Annotated in this window: 14 protein-coding genes and 2 pseudogenes; 7 read left to right on the top strand and 9 right to left on the bottom strand. The window is 67.2% G+C overall.

What is annotated here, in order from left to right:
* Positions 1 to 34: 34 nt before the first annotated feature.
* The 6 genes and pseudogenes from ACK1X7_RS00190 to ACK1X7_RS00165 form a co-directional block, all read right to left on the bottom strand.
* The gene (locus tag ACK1X7_RS00190; RefSeq protein ID WP_390795385.1) at positions 35 to 1543 is read right to left on the bottom strand and encodes an aldehyde dehydrogenase family protein; all 1509 of its coding nucleotides are present in this window, start codon (positions 1541 to 1543) and stop codon (positions 35 to 37) included.
* Positions 1544 to 1604: 61 nt separating this feature from the next.
* Positions 1605 to 2420 carry a 3-keto-5-aminohexanoate cleavage protein gene (locus ACK1X7_RS00185; protein ID WP_413114462.1) on the bottom strand — a complete coding sequence of 272 codons (816 nt, stop codon included), beginning with the start codon at positions 2418 to 2420 and terminating at the stop codon, positions 1605 to 1607.
* Positions 2417 to 3472 (bottom strand): amidohydrolase family protein, encoded by a 1056-nt coding sequence (locus tag ACK1X7_RS00180; RefSeq protein WP_413114461.1) that lies wholly within the window; start codon positions 3470 to 3472, stop codon positions 2417 to 2419. Before ACK1X7_RS00180 ends, ACK1X7_RS00185 begins: the two co-directional genes overlap by 4 nt.
* Before the next feature lie 97 nt (positions 3473 to 3569).
* Entirely contained in the window at positions 3570 to 4514 is a 945-nt protein-coding gene (locus tag ACK1X7_RS00175; protein WP_413114460.1) for a LysR family transcriptional regulator, read from the bottom strand.
* 87 nt (positions 4515 to 4601) lie between these two features.
* Positions 4602 to 5561, bottom strand: a complete 960-nt coding sequence (locus tag ACK1X7_RS00170; RefSeq protein ID WP_413114459.1) for an MBL fold metallo-hydrolase — start codon at positions 5559 to 5561, stop codon at positions 4602 to 4604.
* A 612-nt stretch (positions 5562 to 6173) separates the two neighbouring features.
* A pseudogene (locus tag ACK1X7_RS00165) lies at positions 6174 to 7270 on the bottom strand (IS701 family transposase).
* Between the two features lie 520 nt (positions 7271 to 7790).
* Here ACK1X7_RS00165 and ACK1X7_RS00160 point away from each other — a divergent pair.
* Positions 7791 to 7997 (top strand): helix-turn-helix domain-containing protein, encoded by a 207-nt coding sequence (locus tag ACK1X7_RS00160; RefSeq protein ID WP_413114458.1) that lies wholly within the window; start codon positions 7791 to 7793, stop codon positions 7995 to 7997.
* Positions 7997 to 8188: a hypothetical protein gene (locus ACK1X7_RS00155; protein WP_413114457.1), complete on the top strand. Its 192-nt coding sequence runs from the start codon at positions 7997 to 7999 to the stop codon at positions 8186 to 8188. The genes ACK1X7_RS00160 and ACK1X7_RS00155 overlap by 1 nt, the downstream gene beginning before the upstream one ends.
* A 181-nt stretch (positions 8189 to 8369) precedes the next feature.
* Here ACK1X7_RS00155 and ACK1X7_RS00150 read toward each other — a convergent pair whose 3' ends face one another.
* Positions 8370 to 9041, bottom strand: coding sequence for a TetR/AcrR family transcriptional regulator C-terminal domain-containing protein (locus ACK1X7_RS00150; RefSeq protein ID WP_413114456.1), 672 nt, complete (start codon positions 9039 to 9041; stop codon positions 8370 to 8372).
* A gap of 42 nt (positions 9042 to 9083) precedes the next feature.
* Between ACK1X7_RS00150 and ACK1X7_RS00145 the strand changes: the two genes are divergently transcribed.
* The 5 genes and pseudogenes from ACK1X7_RS00145 to ACK1X7_RS00125 all read left to right on the top strand — a co-directional run bounded on the left by ACK1X7_RS00145 (position 9084) and on the right by ACK1X7_RS00125 (position 13164).
* Entirely contained in the window at positions 9084 to 10037 is a 954-nt protein-coding gene (locus ACK1X7_RS00145; RefSeq protein WP_413114455.1) for an alpha/beta fold hydrolase, read from the top strand.
* A gap of 67 nt (positions 10038 to 10104) precedes the next feature.
* Positions 10105 to 10329 (top strand): annotated as a pseudogene (locus ACK1X7_RS00140) (transposase); the annotation flags it as partial.
* 406 nt (positions 10330 to 10735) lie between these two features.
* On the top strand, positions 10736 to 11257 hold the full coding sequence (locus ACK1X7_RS00135) for a hypothetical protein (protein WP_413114454.1): 522 nt from the start codon (positions 10736 to 10738) through the stop codon (positions 11255 to 11257).
* A 199-nt stretch (positions 11258 to 11456) separates the two neighbouring features.
* Entirely contained in the window at positions 11457 to 13004 is a 1548-nt protein-coding gene (locus ACK1X7_RS00130) for a hypothetical protein (RefSeq protein ID WP_413114453.1), read from the top strand.
* A gap of 13 nt (positions 13005 to 13017) precedes the next feature.
* Positions 13018 to 13164, top strand: coding sequence for a hypothetical protein (locus tag ACK1X7_RS00125; protein ID WP_413114452.1), 147 nt, complete (start codon positions 13018 to 13020; stop codon positions 13162 to 13164).
* Here ACK1X7_RS00125 and ACK1X7_RS00120 read toward each other — a convergent pair.
* Together ACK1X7_RS00120 and ACK1X7_RS00115 are read right to left on the bottom strand one after the other, a co-directional pair.
* Positions 13145 to 13585 (bottom strand): hypothetical protein, encoded by a 441-nt coding sequence (locus ACK1X7_RS00120; RefSeq protein ID WP_413114451.1) that lies wholly within the window; start codon positions 13583 to 13585, stop codon positions 13145 to 13147. The two genes, ACK1X7_RS00125 and ACK1X7_RS00120, sit on opposite strands and share 20 nt — an antisense overlap.
* A 713-nt stretch (positions 13586 to 14298) precedes the next feature.
* Complete coding sequence (locus ACK1X7_RS00115) at positions 14299 to 15270, bottom strand: hypothetical protein (protein WP_413114450.1); 972 nt, start codon at positions 15268 to 15270, stop codon at positions 14299 to 14301.
* Between the last annotated feature and the right edge of the window lie 304 nt (positions 15271 to 15574).

Here is a 15574-nt window from a genome sequence, read left to right as displayed (position 1 = left end):
TGGTGGCCGGCGCCTCCGCTCCCTTTGCCATCGCTCACTCCCTCTCGGTCAAAGAGGTGTCGAGGACCTCGGTGGACGGACTCCAGCGGGACACCTCGCTCAGCCCGGAGGGCAGGCGCAGGCTCTTGCTGTAGCCGAATTCGTGGAGTGTCTCCAGGGCATGCTCACGGCCGTAGCCACTGTGGCCGACGCCGCCGAAGGGCGTTCCGGTGAATGCACGGTTGTAGTTGTTGATGAAGACCATCCCGGCGGCGATCCTGCGGCTGACGCGCAGGGCGCGCTCGGAGTCGCGGGTGAAGACGCCGGCGACCAGTCCGAAGTCGGTGGCGTTGGCGATGTTGACCGCTTCGTCTTCGTCGTCGAAGGGGATGACGGCCACGACCGGGCCGAAGATCTCTTCGCTGGCGATGCGCATGTCGCGCGTCACGTCCGTGAACAGGGTGGGACGCACGTAGTAGCCACCGGCGAGTGCCGGGTCAGTGGGCAGGTCGGCCTGGGCCGCGAGCGTGGCGCCTTCGGCGATCCCGATGCTGATGTAGTCCTGGACGCGCCTGCGCTGGGCCTCGGTCACCAGCGGACCCACGTGGGTGGAGTGGTCAGCGCCGTTGCCGACGCGCAGCCGGGTCACGGCCTGGGCGAGGCGCCGGGCGACCTCGTCGTGGATGCTGCGCTGTACCAGCACGCGAGAGGCCGCGGTGCAGGCTTCGCCCTGGTTGAAGTAGCCGCCTTCGACGGCCCAGCGCAGGGCGGAGTCGAGGTCGGCGTCCTCGAAGATGACGAAGGGGTTCTTTCCGCCGAGCTCCATCAGGGTCGGGGTGAGGTTGTCGGCGGCCGTCTTCAGCACGGCGGAGCCGGTGGTGGGGGCGCCGGTGAAGGAGATCTTGCCCACGAGCTTGTGGCCCGCCAGGTGGGCACCGACCTTGCCCAGACCGGGAAGGATGTGGATGACGTCGTCCGGGAGGACCGACTGGGCGATCTCCATCACGCGCATCACCGACAGAGGGGCCTGCTCCGGGGGCTTGATGACGACGGCGTTGCCTGCCGCAAGGGCGGGAGCGAGCTTGCCGGCCGTGTGCAGCGGCGGCCAGTTGAACGGCACGATAGCCGCGATGACGCCGTACGGCTCCAAGGTGGTGACGTCGAGCGTGCTGCCCGCGTCGCGCACTTGGTTGGGCATCACTTCGCACAGGCTCGCGAAGAGTTCGAAGATGGCGATGCATGCCTCGAGATCGAAGCCACGGGCCTGGGTGAACGGCTTGCCGTTGTCACTGGACTCCAGCGCGGCGATCTCGTCCGCGTGCTCACGGATGGCCTGGGCCACCTTGTTCAACCAGCGGCCCCGCTCGCGGGGAGCGCGCGCCTTCCAGGCGAAGTGGGCGTCGTGGGCCGTGGTGACGGCCTGATCGACCTCCTTCTGGCCGGCTCCCTGGATGGTGACGATCGGGCTGCCGGTCGCGGGGTTGTCGACGATGAAGCGGTCTGCTTCGTCGTCGGACGACCACCGGGTGCGGAGGATTTCCGCCGGGTCGAAAGCGGTTGACATGGCGGTCTCTTTCATTCGGGTCCATTCGGATTCATTCGGAGTTACGTGCAGCCGCGGAGGTTCACGGCTGCGTGGGAAGGAGGGCCTCGCGGGCCTGGCCGATGCCGGCGACGGGCCGGTCCAGGGACTGGGCCAGGCGTACGGCGCGCTGGACCAAGGGCCTGTTGTCCGGGGCCAGTTCGCCTTTGCGCAGATGGAGGGTGTCCTCCAGGCCCGCGCGGGCGTTGCCGCCCAGGGCCAGGCCGATCCCGGTGAGGGCCAGGTTGTGTCGGCCGATGGCGATGACCTGCCAGACGGCGTCCTCGGGCAGGCGCTGGGCCAGCAGGATCAGGTTGGCGGGGGTGGCGGCCATGCCTCCGCGGACGCCGAGGACGATGCTGAACTGAAGGCGTCCGGTGAGCAGTCCCTTGTCGCGCAGTCGCAGACAGGCATCCAGGTGGCCGGTGTCGTAGATCTCCAGTTCCGGCTTGACACCCAGTTCCTGCATGCGGGCGGCGAGGCGCTCCACTCCGGCAGGCGGATTGCGGAACTCCCCGGCGCCGAAGGACATGCTGCACGGATTGAGGGTGGCCATCTCCGGGCGCAGCTCGACCAGGCCGGCACGTTCCTCGAACGGAACGCTCAGACCGACACCGGTGGACAGATGGATGAGGATCGGGCAGCGTTCCCGGATGAGTTCCATGGTCCGGCGGGCGACGGACAGATCCGCGGTGGGCCGGTCCTGATCGTCACGCAGGTGGAGGTGGGCGACCGAAGCACCGTCCGCGTAGGCCCGGTGAACGGCTTCGGCGATCTCCTCGGGCTGGGTGGGCAGTGCCGGATGGTCGGCCTTGGTGGCGGTGGGGCCGGTCGGCGCGACGGTGATGACGGCGCTCACAGCGTGCTCCTTTCCGCGGCCGACCGCGGTATCAGGTCCAGCTCGGCGGCGTTGGCGAAGGCGATCCGCGTGGTCTGGTACGCACTCAACCGGGCGGCGTGCAGGCGGTCGAGGGGATCGGTCACACCCATGTCGAAGGGGTAGTCCGAGCCCAGCAGCACCCGCTCCGCACCCGCTGCGGCCACCAGGTTGCGCAGGTCCTGGGCGGTGTAGACGAGGGAGTCGAACCACAGGCGCTCCAGATAGGCGCTGGGAAGCTGAGCGCAGGACCGGGCTTCGGCGCGATGCAGCCACGCGTGGTCGGCGCGGCCCAGGACGGTCGGCAGATAGCCCCCGCCGTGGGCCGCGATCACCCGCAGACGTGGAAAGCGGTCCAGGACCCCGCCGAAGATCAGATGGGACAGGGCCACCGCGTGTTCGACGGGCTGTCCCACGGAGTTGGACAGGTACCAGCGGTTCAGGCGTTCATCCAGGGTGCACCCCCACGGGTGCAGGAAGACGACCGCCCCGAGTTCTTCCGCCCGCCGCCACAGCGGGTCCAGACGCGGGTCCGAAAGCTCCACGGAGGCGCGCGTATGCGCGTCCCAGGCGTGGGAGGGTATCTGGATGCCGCGCAGGCCGCAGGCGACAATGGCGTGTTCCAAGCACTCCTCGGCCAGCTCCGGGTGCTGCAACGGCACCGCGCCCAGACCGACCAGCCGCTCCGGCTCCTGTGCGCAGTGCCGCGCGACACCTTCGTCGGTGGCCTGCGCAACCTCCACGGCCAGTGCGGCCGGGGTCCAGGTGTGGTACTGGGTCGGCACCACGGACACGACTTGAACGCCGATTCCGGAGGGGTCCATCGCAGCCAGCCGCTCGCCGACGTCGGTGAGCCGCGGCCGGCGCTCGGCGAAGGCTTTTTCACTCACCGCGGCGGACTCCAGGCCGGACCGCAACAATTCCAGATCCGTGAAAGCGAGGAATCCGGGATGGCTTTCCACCAGGTCGTGAACTTCGGGAAGCCATACGTGGGCGTGCACATCCGTTGCGGACGTGCGGCTCGTATTGACCATCAAACAGGCCTCTCATATCGGTAACGACACGAAAGAGTCTGAATCGCCCAGCAGTCCAAAGGAAGCCTGTTCTTCCGATGGAGGGTATAGATGCGCTCTATTCCGGATCCATGAGCTCTCGTGCAATGTCACGCAACGTGTCGCGCAGCCACCTGTGTCCGCTGTCACTGTCGTACATCGGGTGCCACCAGAAAGCCTCGATCAGCGGAACGGCATCGAAAGGACATTCCAGTACCCGCACCCGCAAAGCATCGGCAAGGGGCGCCACCAGTCGCTCCTGGACCAACGCGATGCCCTGGGTGGCGCGCACCAGTTGGGGCATGGCCAGGAAGGAATCGGCGATTCCGCACACGCGCGGTGTGACGCCCAGCAATTCCATCTGGCGCCACGCCGGCGCGCGGCCCAAGGGATCGTGGAACGTCGTCACCCAGAGCAGCGCGTCCAGGTCCTCCATGGTCAGCTCTTCCCCGACCAGCGGGTTGTCGGCCGCGACCACGCACATCCAGCGGTCGCGATGCAGGTCGATCTGCCGGGGCAGATCGATGTAACCGTGGGGCATGAGCACCCCGTCGAGGGTGCGGTAGAAGTCAGGGTTGCGGCTGAGTGCTTCGGGTGTGACCGGCTCGAAGCGTACGCAGGCACCCGGAGCCTGTTCCTGCAGGCGTGCCACCAGCGCCGCGCCGACCACGCTGATGCCGTAGTCGGAGGAGACGACGGTGAACACCCGGTCGGAGGTGGCCGGGTCGAACTCCGACTGGGCCGCGAAGACCCGCTCGACGGCGGACACGGCCATGGCCACCAGCGGACGCAGTTGCTCGGCGAACGGCGTGAGCTGGTAGTGGTTGCCGACCCGCGTCAGCAGTTCGTCGGAGAAGTGCCGGCGCAGCCGGGCCAGCGCCGCGGACAGCGTGGGCTGGGTGCGGCCGAGCCGCCGTGCGGCGCCGGTGACCGACCGCTCACTCAGCAGGGCGTACAGGGCGTGAATGTGGCCGATGTCCAGACCATGCAGGTGTGCGGCCCCTGCCGGCTCCTTCGCCTCCATGAGGACCTTCTATCGTGCCGGAGGATGGGGTGGGATCAGCGGGCCGCTGTGCTGGACGGGAATGCCGCCGCGTAACCGGTGTCCCGGTCAGGCCAGGCACGTCAGGGGCCGGCCGCCGTTGAAGGTGACCATGTCGTGCAAGGCTGCCCGGACGTCGAGCGAAGCGCCCATCGGGCTACCGTCGAGCTCGGCATAGGCGCGGTGGAGATTGCCCACCAGGCGTTCACTGTCGCTGAGGGCGGCGAACCGGCCCAGTTCGGCTCCACGGGCCGCTTGCAGAGGTGTCAGCCCCGCAGCGTGGGCGCGTTGAGCCACTTCCTGCACAAAGCGCAGGTAGTCCAGCACCTCGTCGATGATCTCCGGGCCACCGACCGGACCGTGGCCCGGCACGATCACTTCGGCGTCGAACTGCTTCAGCCTGCCCACCACGGCCAGGGCCCCGCGCAGGGAACCGGCCAGCAGGAACGGCGTGCCGCCATTGAACAGCAGGTCCCCGGCAAAGAGAACCTTGCGCTCCGGGATCCACACCACGGCGTCGTTGGTCGTGTGAGCGGGCATGCCCAGATGCCGCACCTCGCACAGCAGGTCGTCGGCGTAGACGTTCACGCTGTCAGTAAACGTGACGAAGGGCGGGGCCAGGTGGATCGTGCCCCATTCCCGCTCGCCCCAGGCCCCGCTGCCGGCGACCGGGGCCGTATGGGGCAGGCCCTCGGTGATCAACGCTTTGCGGCAGGCATCGTGCGCAATGACGGTCGCGTCCCTGAAGACGAAATTTCCGTGTGTGTGGTCACCGTGATGGTGAGTGTTGATGAGCGTTCTCACTGGCTTTTTGGTGACGTTGTCAATCGTGCTCAGCAGTCTCCTGCTGCGTTTTTCCGTCGCACAGGAGTCGATCGCGACAACCCGGTCATCGGCGACAACGAAGCCAGTATTATTGATCCACCAGGTCCCATCCGGCTGAACGTAGGCGAATACGCCGTCGCTGATTTCGGACAGTTCTGCGTCACCCACATCAGCGCGGTTGTCCACTACTGGGCTATTGCTCATGGCGACTCTCTCATGCGGCTTGTCAGGAAGACGCGTCTGTCGGTACTCGCCGTGCAGCATCCGGCATTCACGTTCCGAAGCGAAAGTGCATCCCGGTGGCGAAGGCGGGGCTTGCAGTGCCGTGCACAGCACTGCGATGGACACCGGAGCCCTTGCCACGTCGATTCAGCAGAGATTCTGGCAGCGCCGACGCACTGAGGGAACCCTATAACGTCGATGACCTCCATCGATGGCATCGATGCTCGATTGCCGCATGTCTGGCGGGCCGGCCGGGTGGGCGACTCGCAGCCATGTCGATGATCCGCGTCGCCAAGGACAAGCTCCTTGAACTCTGGCGCGGCTTAGTACTCCAGCAGCGTTTCGCTATCTGGCCTGGTCAGAGGCGTTGTCGGGAGTGTAGTGGGCTGGTGGTGTGTCAGGGGCGGTCTTGCCGGACCGCCCCTCCTACGAGTGGAGTCGTCGGCGGTAGTGGCAGGGGCGGGCGACGGCCTGGCGCCTGCGGCGCCAGCGTGACCAGTTCAGCATGTGCGCGCGAAGCGGCCGGTCGGATCGGCGGTTCGCGGCGAGGCGAGGTGCCAGGAGCCGCCGGACTTCTGCCACGGTGAGCGGAGTTCAGGGGGCCGGAAGCGTTTCTGCGCTCCCCTTTGCTCCCGCGTCGGCCGCCATGGCCGCGAGGTAGGCGTGGGCAAGCATGGCCAGGGTGATGTGCCGGTGCCAGCCGATGTAACGGCGGACCTCGTACTGGTCCAGGCCGCACTCGTTCTTCGCGGCCTGGACCAGTACTCCTCGGTCTGCCGGCGCATCCCGGCGATCCGCACCAGGTCGGACACCGCGGCCTCCCGTGGGGCGTAGGCGAGGAAATACGCGATCTCCTCGGGTTTGCTGAGGCTGCGGCGGGCCAGTGCCCACCGCCGGCGGATGGGAACCTCGCCCTGGTAGTCGAACTCGGCCACCGTGGGCAACTCCAGTGCCGCCCAGTGGTAGAGCCGCGGTCCCTTGGCCCCGTCACCGCACGAGATCGGCTCCCATGCCTCCACGGGAGCCTGAGCGAAGAGGTGGTCGATGCGCGGGCCGAAGACCTGCTGGGACTTGGACACTGCGGGCACGTAGCCGAGACCGGACTGCTCCAGCAGACGGCGGAAGCGTCCCTCCTGCCCATAGGCGGCGTCCGCGGCCACCCAGGCCAGGGGGAGACCGGAGGCCAGGGCACGCGGTACGAGGCGCTTGGCCAGCTCTCCCTTGGTGGCGAAGCCGCGTTCGTCGGGGACTTTCGCCGCCTGGCAGCGCTCGCGGTCCTTTGTCCATGACCTGGGCAAGTACAGCTCCCGGTCCACCAACGCCCGTCCGGTGCTGGTGGCGTAGGCGGCGAAGACACCGATCTGGCAGTTCTCGGTGCGGCCGGCGGTGCCGGAGTATTGGCGCTGCACTCCGGCCGAGGTGGTGCCCTTCTTGATGAAGCCGGTGTCATCGATGACGAGCACCCCGCTGTCATCGCCGAGGTGCTTGGCGACATATGACTGCAGGTCGTCGCGGACGTCGTCGGCGTCCCAGGTTGCTCCATTCAGCAACCGCTGGAGGCCATCGGGGGTGCGATGCCCGGCGAACTCGGCCAGTTGCCAGCCGTTCGTGCGGCCGACAGGGGCGAGCAGGCTCCGCACATAGTCCCGCATCCGGCGCCGCAGGCCGGCACGGCCAAACCGGTGGCCGATGCAGAGGAAGAGGTCGTCGAGTTCTCGTTCCCCGGCCGCGTCCGCATGTTCGTCGATCACGTTGGGAGGCTGTCCGTATCACAGCCCAGCCATTTCCCCGATCCACTCGTTGGAGGGGCGGTCCGGCAAGACCGCCCCTGACACACCACCGGCCCACTACACTCCCGACAACGCCTCTGACCAGGCCAGATAGCGAAACGCTGCTGGAGTACTAGTAGTGCCGGGCCCTTACCGCCGGTTACGTAGTGCATGCGCACACCGCGGACGGTCGAGAACTTGTGCTTGAACGTCGCGTTGAACTCTGCGTCACGTTTCGTCACGGCGTCGTACGACGCCGCCGGCCCGGCCGTCGAGACGGTAGCGGGAGGTGATGCGGCGGCCCCGTCGTGCTCATCGCACCCTGCAGTACTGCCCACGGCGAGTGAGAGGGCCAGCGCGCCGGCTCCGAGGAGGAGGCGTCGGCGGGGAGGGTGCCTGTGGTTTCGAGTCAGGTTCATGTCGCAATCTTCAGGACCGGCCAGTGACGGAAGACGAAGCGGTATTGCAGAACGTCGGTCCGAGGCTGCGGGGCTTCCGCAAGGCTCTCGGCGTCACCCTCACCGATCTGGCGGAAGGCACAGGGCTCACGTCTCGGCTCGAACGCGGACACATTCGGCCGACTCTGGAACAGCTATTGCCGCTTGCCCGCGCCTACGCTGTGCCGGGCAGATCGAATCAATCGAGTTGATGCGCTACGCCATCACCCGCCAGTTCTCACAGCCCGGCGAAGTCCTCCAGCAGCACGTGGTGCACGTCGCCACCACCAACGGCATGCGCGGCGAGGTCCACGCCGCGGTGTACTTCCGCTTCGACGACAAGGGTCTGATCACCCGCATCGAGGAATATGCGAACTTCGTCCCCGCAGGCCAAGGCAACTAGTACTCCAGCCGTAGATCGTGATCTTGCCGGTCTGGGCAGGTGCGGAGGTGGTTATGGCGCCAGGTCCTGGGCGAAGTTGAGCGAGGTCCGGTTTCCGTCGATCTCGCTGCTTTGATGTGAGCCAGGGCGGTCGGGGTGCCGGTGCTCGGGTGCTCGATTGTGCGCTGGGGCTGTGGTGGAGTCAGCCCAGGACTCCGGTGAGGGCGCGGGCCAGTACGGTGGCGAAGCGGTCGTGGGAGGTTCGTTCGGGCTGGGCGGCGGCGAGGATTGCGGAGATGCGGGGGTGGGTGCCGGCGGTGGCCACGTGACGCAGGTAGGAGGACTGGCGCTGGGCACCGGGGTCCGATGCAGTCAGTTCATTCTGGACGAACAGCGCGGTCAGCGCGTTCAGTACGGCGAATGCCTCGAGTTTGTGGGCGGGCTCGGCCGGGTGGTCGGCGAGTACGTCGAGTAGGTGCTCAAGCAGGTCGATCCCGTGCGGGCCGAGGGTAGGACGCGTGACGACCAGGATCGGCAGCCAGGGGTGGCGTCGCATGATCTGTCGGGCCTGGTGAGCGATCTCCAGAAGGTCCGCCTGCCAGTCGCCGCTTGGGGCGGGCAGGTGGTATTCGCCGGCGGTGCTGTCGATCATCAGGTCGAGCAGGTCGTCGCGGGTGGCCACATAGCGGTAGAGCGAGGCGGCGCCGGTGCCCAGGGCCGCGGCGAGGCGGCGCATGGAGAGGGCATCCAGGCCCTCCCGGTCGGCCAGTTCCACTGCGGCGGCGGTGATTTCGGCGCGGCTGCGCTCGGCCGGGCGTCCGACCGGTGCCTGTTCCGGCCGCAGCCAGATCACCGCTTCTTGCTGTCCTGCCACTGTCGCCTCCCGCGTTGCCGCCACTCTACCTTTCTGAGTACGGTGTTCGCGAACGACGTTTGCAATCGATTGGGAGTCGGCATGCCGCGCTTCGCGTACAACGACGAAATCCAGATCGCCTTTGAAGACCTCGGCGGGGCGGGCGGCGACCCGCTGCTGCTGGTGATGGGATTGGGAACCTCGCGGTTCTGGTGGCCGGACGGGCTGGTGGACGAACTTGTCCACCGCGGCTTCCACGTTGCGGCCTACGACCACCGCGACGCCGGCCAGTCCACGCACCTGCCCGGCCGGCGTGAGGGCCCGCCGGTCGCAGCCCTACTGCGTCACGCGCCCCCGGCCTACAGCGCCGAGGACCTGACCGACGATGCGGTCGCCGTTCTCGACGCGCTCGGCTGGGAGCGCGCTCACCTCTTCGGCCACTCCATGGGCGGGCTCGTGGCGCAGCGCATCGCGATCCGCCATCCACAACGCGTGCACACTCTCACCACGTCCTCGGCCGTGCCCAGCGACGTCAAGGGACTGCGTGTCCTGCGCTACCTGCGCTTGGCACCTCTGGCCCGCTTCGCCAGGTTGCATTACCCCGAGACCCCGCAGGGCAACCTGGCCCTGGCCCTGGCCGTCGCCCGCATCCTGGCCGCACCCGGCCAGCACATCGACGAGTACGACGTGCGTGCGTTCGTGGACAAAGAGGCCGCGCACCAGGTCGCCAGCTTCCGCGACCAGAAGGCACAGAGCCGCCAGATCGGTGCGAAGTGGCGCGGCGGCCCGCTGGCCAGGATCACCGCACCGTCCCTGGTGCTGCACGGATTGCGAGACCCGCTGCTGCGTGTGTCTGCCGCACGCGACATCGCCGGTGCCGTCCCCGGGGCCCGCCTGCGCGTCCTGCCGGGCGTCGGACACTTCCTGGTCGGCGACGTCTGGGCCGCTTACGCCGACGAACTGCGTGCGCTCGCCGACCACGTCCACGACCAGCCACCCACCCTTTGTGAAGACTGAAGATCACGCGGTGGCCGCGGGTCACAACGTAGACCCTGCCCGCTGGCAGGAGGCGTTCGAGGTCTTGATGGGCCGGATAGCCAGCCGGTTCGCGTGGGTCGAACCGCGCCGTCGGGTGCGGGACTTGGTGCTGGGGCTGTTGTCGGACCTGCCGCGCAAGAACTGCTGGAGCATCGCGGAGTGGGCCGGGGAGACGAGTCCGGACGGCATGCAGCACCTGCTCGGCCGGGCCAGGTGGGATGCCGACGCCGTGCGCCACGACGTGTGTCGCTTACCTACAGAGTTGCCACATCAGCAGATCCTTGACCTGGGGTGCGGTAGTTGTATCGGCAAGAATAGAGAGCCCCTGTGACCTGCTGCTATGTGGTTGCCTCTGACTTGATCATGCTAGTGACCTGGAATGCGGTTGTTTAAATGGGAGATGTTGCAACTCCGTCGGTAAGTGCTTTGAGTTTGGGGATGCGATTGAGGTCTATCAATCTGGCATGTTCATGGCATATCTCCTGGGTGGGTCGGGGCGCGGAGTGCTGTGTGTCGGGGGCATGGGTGCTGTCTGTGAGCCCGTTCTGCGGTCTGACACGGCGTGTTAGAAGTCCGGTGCCCGTTGGTGGGGTGGGGAGGGCGGCGGAGAGTGACCTGCTGTCAGTGCTTCCTGGGACACTCGGCGTGGAGGAGCGCGACAGCAAGGGAGATACCTCGTGGCTCGAAGCAGCGGATTCAAGATCAACAGGCAGGGCATCCGGCAGATGATGGGGGAGATCCAACAGGAGATGGACAAACACCCGGTCACCGCCAGGGTGCAGGCCGACCCTGATGTGGCCTTTGGCGACACGAATGTCTTCAACGGCCCGGTCATCCATGGCGACGTCCGTGGTTCCCAGCTGGCTTGGGGCAACAACTCTGTGAACCAAGTCCAGGACCAGAGCAAGCCGATCGCTCCGGGCTTCGAGGCCATCGCCGAGGCCGTGGTAGACACGCTTCGGCAGCTTCCCACCCTTGGTGTGTCGGACGAGGACCTGGAAGATGCCTCGGCGGTCGGCGAGGAGGTCCTCAACGAGGTCGTACAGCCCGAGCCGGACCGTGGCGTGATCCGGCGTGCTGCGGCTGCGCTCAAGGGCTACCTTGCGCCGATCGCCACAGGTGCGGTCGCGGCCGGGGCCGTGACCGGGGGTGAGGAGACCGCACGTGTCCTGATCGAGCGTCTCAGTACTGCTCTGTAGACCAGACCCGGACTGCTGGCTGATGCCTCTGCTGGGCACCCACCTTCGTGGGTGCCCAGCAGAGGCATCAGTGCTCTCGCCGCTCAGTCATCCGCCGTCGAAGGCGTCTCGGGGGGCCCGAGCAGAACCAGACTGGAGAAAATCGGTGGGCCCAGTCCGGAGCTGTGCCGATACTGGCGACGACGGAAGTGAGGCTCCCATGCCGCAGGTTGAACCGAGTGTTCTCGGTGCCCTCATGGAAGCGGCGAAGGACACCGTTTCCTATGAGGCCATCGCCGTCGTGCTCGCGGCCGCGGACATCGACACGACCACGGCCGCCGCACAGCAGCGTGATGCACTGCTCGCCGCGCTGCGACTCCGGCTACCCGGGACCGGGAAGGCACAGGGCTCCACCGGAACCCTCTCCGGTGGCCCGCTCAAGAGGCGCTCTGTGAGCCTGGCCGAGGTCACGGCCGACCAGCTGGAGATCTGGAGCGCCTACGCCGACGCCGTGAGCACCCCGTTCGTCCGGGGCCGCCTTCATCATCTGCTGTTGGCCGCAGGACACAGCCGCAAGCCCGATCACGCCCGGGGCGCGGCCGCCGGATACCTGGACGCGGCACCGCTTCTGCTCGCCCTCCCGAAGCGTTTCCCCGGCCTGGTACGCGCGACCGAGTGCCTGCGCTGGGCCGGAGACCTCGCCTGGACCTTCAACCAGAAGGACCTGCAGAAGCGCGTCACCGAGGACTTGGTCGCCCTGGTCGAACACATCCTGGCCGATACCGAGGACCACCCGGGGATCGCGGACTGCCTTCTGGAAGGACTGCGCGTTCAGCGTTACGACGTCACGGACTTCGCGGAGCGCGCCGCACGTCGCTATGTCGGCGATGTGCACGCTCATGTCGGCTTCCTCAAGTTGCTGCGGGAGGTGGCGCCCGCCTCCCGCCGAGCCGACATTGACACGGCGATCGTTGATGCCCTCCTCGACGCCGCCGACGCCGACGTCAACGCCGGGTTCCGTCGTCATAACCTGCTGACCTGGGCCGCGACCGAAGCACGGGACCGGGGTCTGTCCGAACTGAGGGTGCGCGCCGAGATGGCCCTGCAACAGACCGATCCGGACTCTCTGGGATGGACTCGGCTCTCTCGCGTAGTCATCCCCCCGCGGGGACTGTCCGCGGGGGCGCGAGCGCACATCGACGCCGCCGTGGATCTGAGAGACGCCCTGTGGCGAACCGCGCAAGACGTGCATCCGGCGATGCGCGAGCACGCCGACGATACGCACGGGCTGGAAGGGCTGCTCCGGATTCCGCGCACGCGCATCAACACGGCCGGACCTGTCCAGGTCACCCCGCCCGTCGACGCCGAGGACAACCACGTCGTCGCGCTGCAGGTCCTCGCGATGGACTTTCTCGGGCACCTCACCGCTGATCAGCTCGACCGCATCCAAGAACGCTTCGTACCCGACGAGGCCGAGCTGATCACCGCCCTGGCCCACGACACTGTCTTGCCCGAGCCTCGCGCCCGAACCTTCGCCCACGCCTTCCGGTACTTCTGGCTGGGGGGAGTTCGACGCGGCGGCGTGCATCGCCCTGCCCCAGGTCGAGCAGATCCTCAGACAGCTCCTGCGCCCCCGAGATCCGATCGTGTCCGTGGCCCAGGGGAAGACCCCCGGCACCGTCGACCAACTGGGCGGACTCATCCGCAGCATGCCGGCCGCCGGGTATCCCGCGGATTGGAGCCGAGCCCTGGAGCTCCTCCTCGTTGACCCCGACCGCGGCATGAACCTGCGCAACAACGTCTGCCACGGCTTGATCGACACCCCGCCCAAGCACCGCATCGCGCTCATCCTCCAGGCAGCGCTGTATCTGCTCAGCCACGCCCACGGCCATCGAACCCCCGCTCCCTTCACCACGCCCGCCCCCTGAATGGGTTCCAGACAAGCTGCTCGACATGTCCCCGCTCGTACAGCACGAACGCGTCCACCCCGCCCAGGCAACCACTGGCCCTCTGCGAGGCGCCGTCTTTGTTGACGAGATCTGCTTCCAGAGAGGTGGCGTCGATCAGCGGGACGTCCAGGAGGAGAGCGGGGTCCATGTCGTTGTCCGAGCACATGGCCTCCAGATGATCCTCCAGGCCGAGTTCGGCATGGCAGAGCACGTCCAGGTACCGCTGGTCGGCGGCCAGTCCGGGGTGGCGCAGGACGCGGACACCACGGCCGACGAACTGGTAGAACTCGCCGAAGCTGCCATAGGGGCGCAGCGGCACGACCACAGTGATCGGCGGGAAGTCGTAGCCCTGGCCGAGCATCCGCAGCTGCACGCAGGAGGAACGCCCGAACAGACACATCGGCGGAGCGTCGACGTAGTGCAGTGGCTGACCGCCCTGCCAAGCCCCGCAGGGACGCCACGCCGCCTACGAGAGGGTCGCTTCTCAACTCGTGCGCGTTCTACCCAGCCGGGCTGGCAGAGCCGTCGACCTCCAGACCGTCGCGCAGCAACCGCGCCTGGTCATCGGGGCAGGGGGGCGTGCAGAAGCCGGGCCAGCTCGGCCAGTACGGGGCGCTGCCGTCCACGGCTCTACGGAAGTACCGCTCGGCCGGGGACGCGTCGCCTACGATCAGTGTCTGCTGGCCCAGAAGCCGACAGGCATCCCTTTACGCCCAGACGCCTTTTCAAGTGTGGTCGTGCTGCTGCGAGGATGATCGCCGTCCGCGGTGGGTTCGGGGCCGACCGGCTGCGGCCCCTCAGTCCGCGCGGACTGGACTGCCGCGCGTGCCTGCGCCCAGTCGACGCCGTCGAGGCGGACCAAACAGTCAGCCGTGGAGGTACTGCGGTCAGCACCGGCAGCGGCAAGCAGCAGGGTGGCCGCCTTTCACCCCGTCGATTTCGTCGGGGATCTTCGCGTGCCGCAGCCACGGCTCCAAGGTGCTGGGCGCCACGCCGGTTTGCGCCTCTTGGCCGGGGGAGACGGGGGGAGTCGCTTCGAGGGCGCTGCACGATGATGGAGAGCGAGGGGGCGTGGCTTTGAACGAGCCCACATGCGTTCCGGTGCGCATGGTGCTACTTGCCGCGGAGCTCATCGATCCGACGCTCCCACCACTCCAGGATCATGTCGAGCCGCCTGACGGACGGTTCGATACGGCTCAGGGTTCGGTCCAGGTTAATGAACGGAATCATCAGATCGGTGAGCGACGACGTCTTGGACTTCAATCCCTTCGCCTGTTTCCCCCAGGACGGCAGGTGCTTGGACATGTGACTGAGTCCGGTCAGCATGCGGACCATGTCGTCATCTGGCAGGGAGGCGTCCGCTTCCCCGGAGCTGTTGAAGCCCAACAGTTGCTGCGCGGTGGCTACGGCCTCGATGACGGCGTGCACACGCTTCACTGCGTGATCGTGGAACCGGCGGGCCATCGCCTTGACATCGACATCGACGCCTTCGACGAGCTGGCCCCGAAGCTGCTGTGGCGTCACAACGGGAGCTGGGTCCGATGACGCCATCGTCCACGCGATCGGGTTGTGTCGGCCGATAAGTTCGTCGGCCAGAACCCTGTAGGCCAGTACAAGATCGGAGATGAGATCCGGCTCCAGCGTGTCTCGGTGATATGCCGCATTGCGGTACCGGTGGAGCCGGTCGAGCACTTCGCGTTCCTGGTCTGTCAGCACGCCTCTCTGCATCAGGAACTTGGTTTTTTCGTGCAGGTGGTCATCCATAGACTTACGGCGATCCGGTCCCACGTGCTCGTCGACCAGTCGGCTCAGCTGCTCGTTGAGCTGTCCGCCGCTGTCGCGGAACTCGCGCATCTCCTCAACGACGCTGTCAGCGATCTGGAACGCCAGTTGGACGTTGACCTCACGGCCGATGACCACCTCAACCAGGTGGTCAAGAAGGATGAGAGCAAGACGGTCGTGTGCCTGATCGCCTGCCTCGGCGCATCGCCGAATCTCGGCTATCTCGACCGCGAGCCAGTTCCACTGCTCGGCCTGTTGAACGGTCACACGGTCCCAATCAGACGCGAAAGGCTGCATAGGCATGGCACCAGCCTCTCACCGCCTGACCGCACGATACCGGTGACGCGTGGACGATGCGGCCGCCATCGCGCAGCGTGGGCAGCGCGGGATCACCCAGCGTTGCTGTGTCGAGGGCCCAGTCGGTGCCACCAGGAACATGCTTGCGCACGCCCCGGAGCGCCAGGCGGGCTGATGCCTCTGCTGGAGGCATGCGAGGAACCGCAGGGGGTGATTTGGGTGAGAAGAGGATACTCCTCTTTCCTGCCGTGCCGATCGCACCCCACCGTCGGTAGACATGAGTGCGGATCCCACCGTCTAAGCCCGCCGT

The organism is Streptomyces sp. CY-1 (genome assembly GCF_047218265.1).
Lineage (GTDB): Bacteria > Actinomycetota > Actinomycetes > Streptomycetales > Streptomycetaceae > Streptomyces > Streptomyces niphimycinicus.
This window is presented reverse-complemented; position numbering and strand designations above follow the sequence as displayed.

Excerpts from the sequence above, each read along its gene's own strand:
- ACK1X7_RS00190 (WP_390795385.1), bottom strand. The coding sequence starts at position 1,543 with ATGTCAACCGCTTTCGACCCGGCGGAAATCCTCCGCACCCGGTGGTCG.
- ACK1X7_RS00180 (WP_413114461.1), bottom strand. The coding sequence starts at position 3,472 with ATGGTCAATACGAGCCGCACGTCCGCAACGGATGTGCACGCCCACGTA.
- ACK1X7_RS00175 (WP_413114460.1), bottom strand. The coding sequence starts at position 4,514 with ATGGAGGCGAAGGAGCCGGCAGGGGCCGCACACCTGCATGGTCTGGAC.
- ACK1X7_RS00170 (WP_413114459.1), bottom strand. The coding sequence starts at position 5,561 with ATGAGCAATAGCCCAGTAGTGGACAACCGCGCTGATGTGGGTGACGCA.
- ACK1X7_RS00155 (WP_413114457.1), top strand. The coding sequence starts at position 7,997 with ATGCGCTACGCCATCACCCGCCAGTTCTCACAGCCCGGCGAAGTCCTC.
- ACK1X7_RS00130 (WP_413114453.1), top strand. The coding sequence starts at position 11,457 with ATGCCGCAGGTTGAACCGAGTGTTCTCGGTGCCCTCATGGAAGCGGCG.
- ACK1X7_RS00125 (WP_413114452.1), top strand. The coding sequence starts at position 13,018 with ATGAACCTGCGCAACAACGTCTGCCACGGCTTGATCGACACCCCGCCC.
- ACK1X7_RS00120 (WP_413114451.1), bottom strand. The coding sequence starts at position 13,585 with ATGTGTCTGTTCGGGCGTTCCTCCTGCGTGCAGCTGCGGATGCTCGGC.
- ACK1X7_RS00115 (WP_413114450.1), bottom strand. The coding sequence starts at position 15,270 with ATGCCTATGCAGCCTTTCGCGTCTGATTGGGACCGTGTGACCGTTCAA.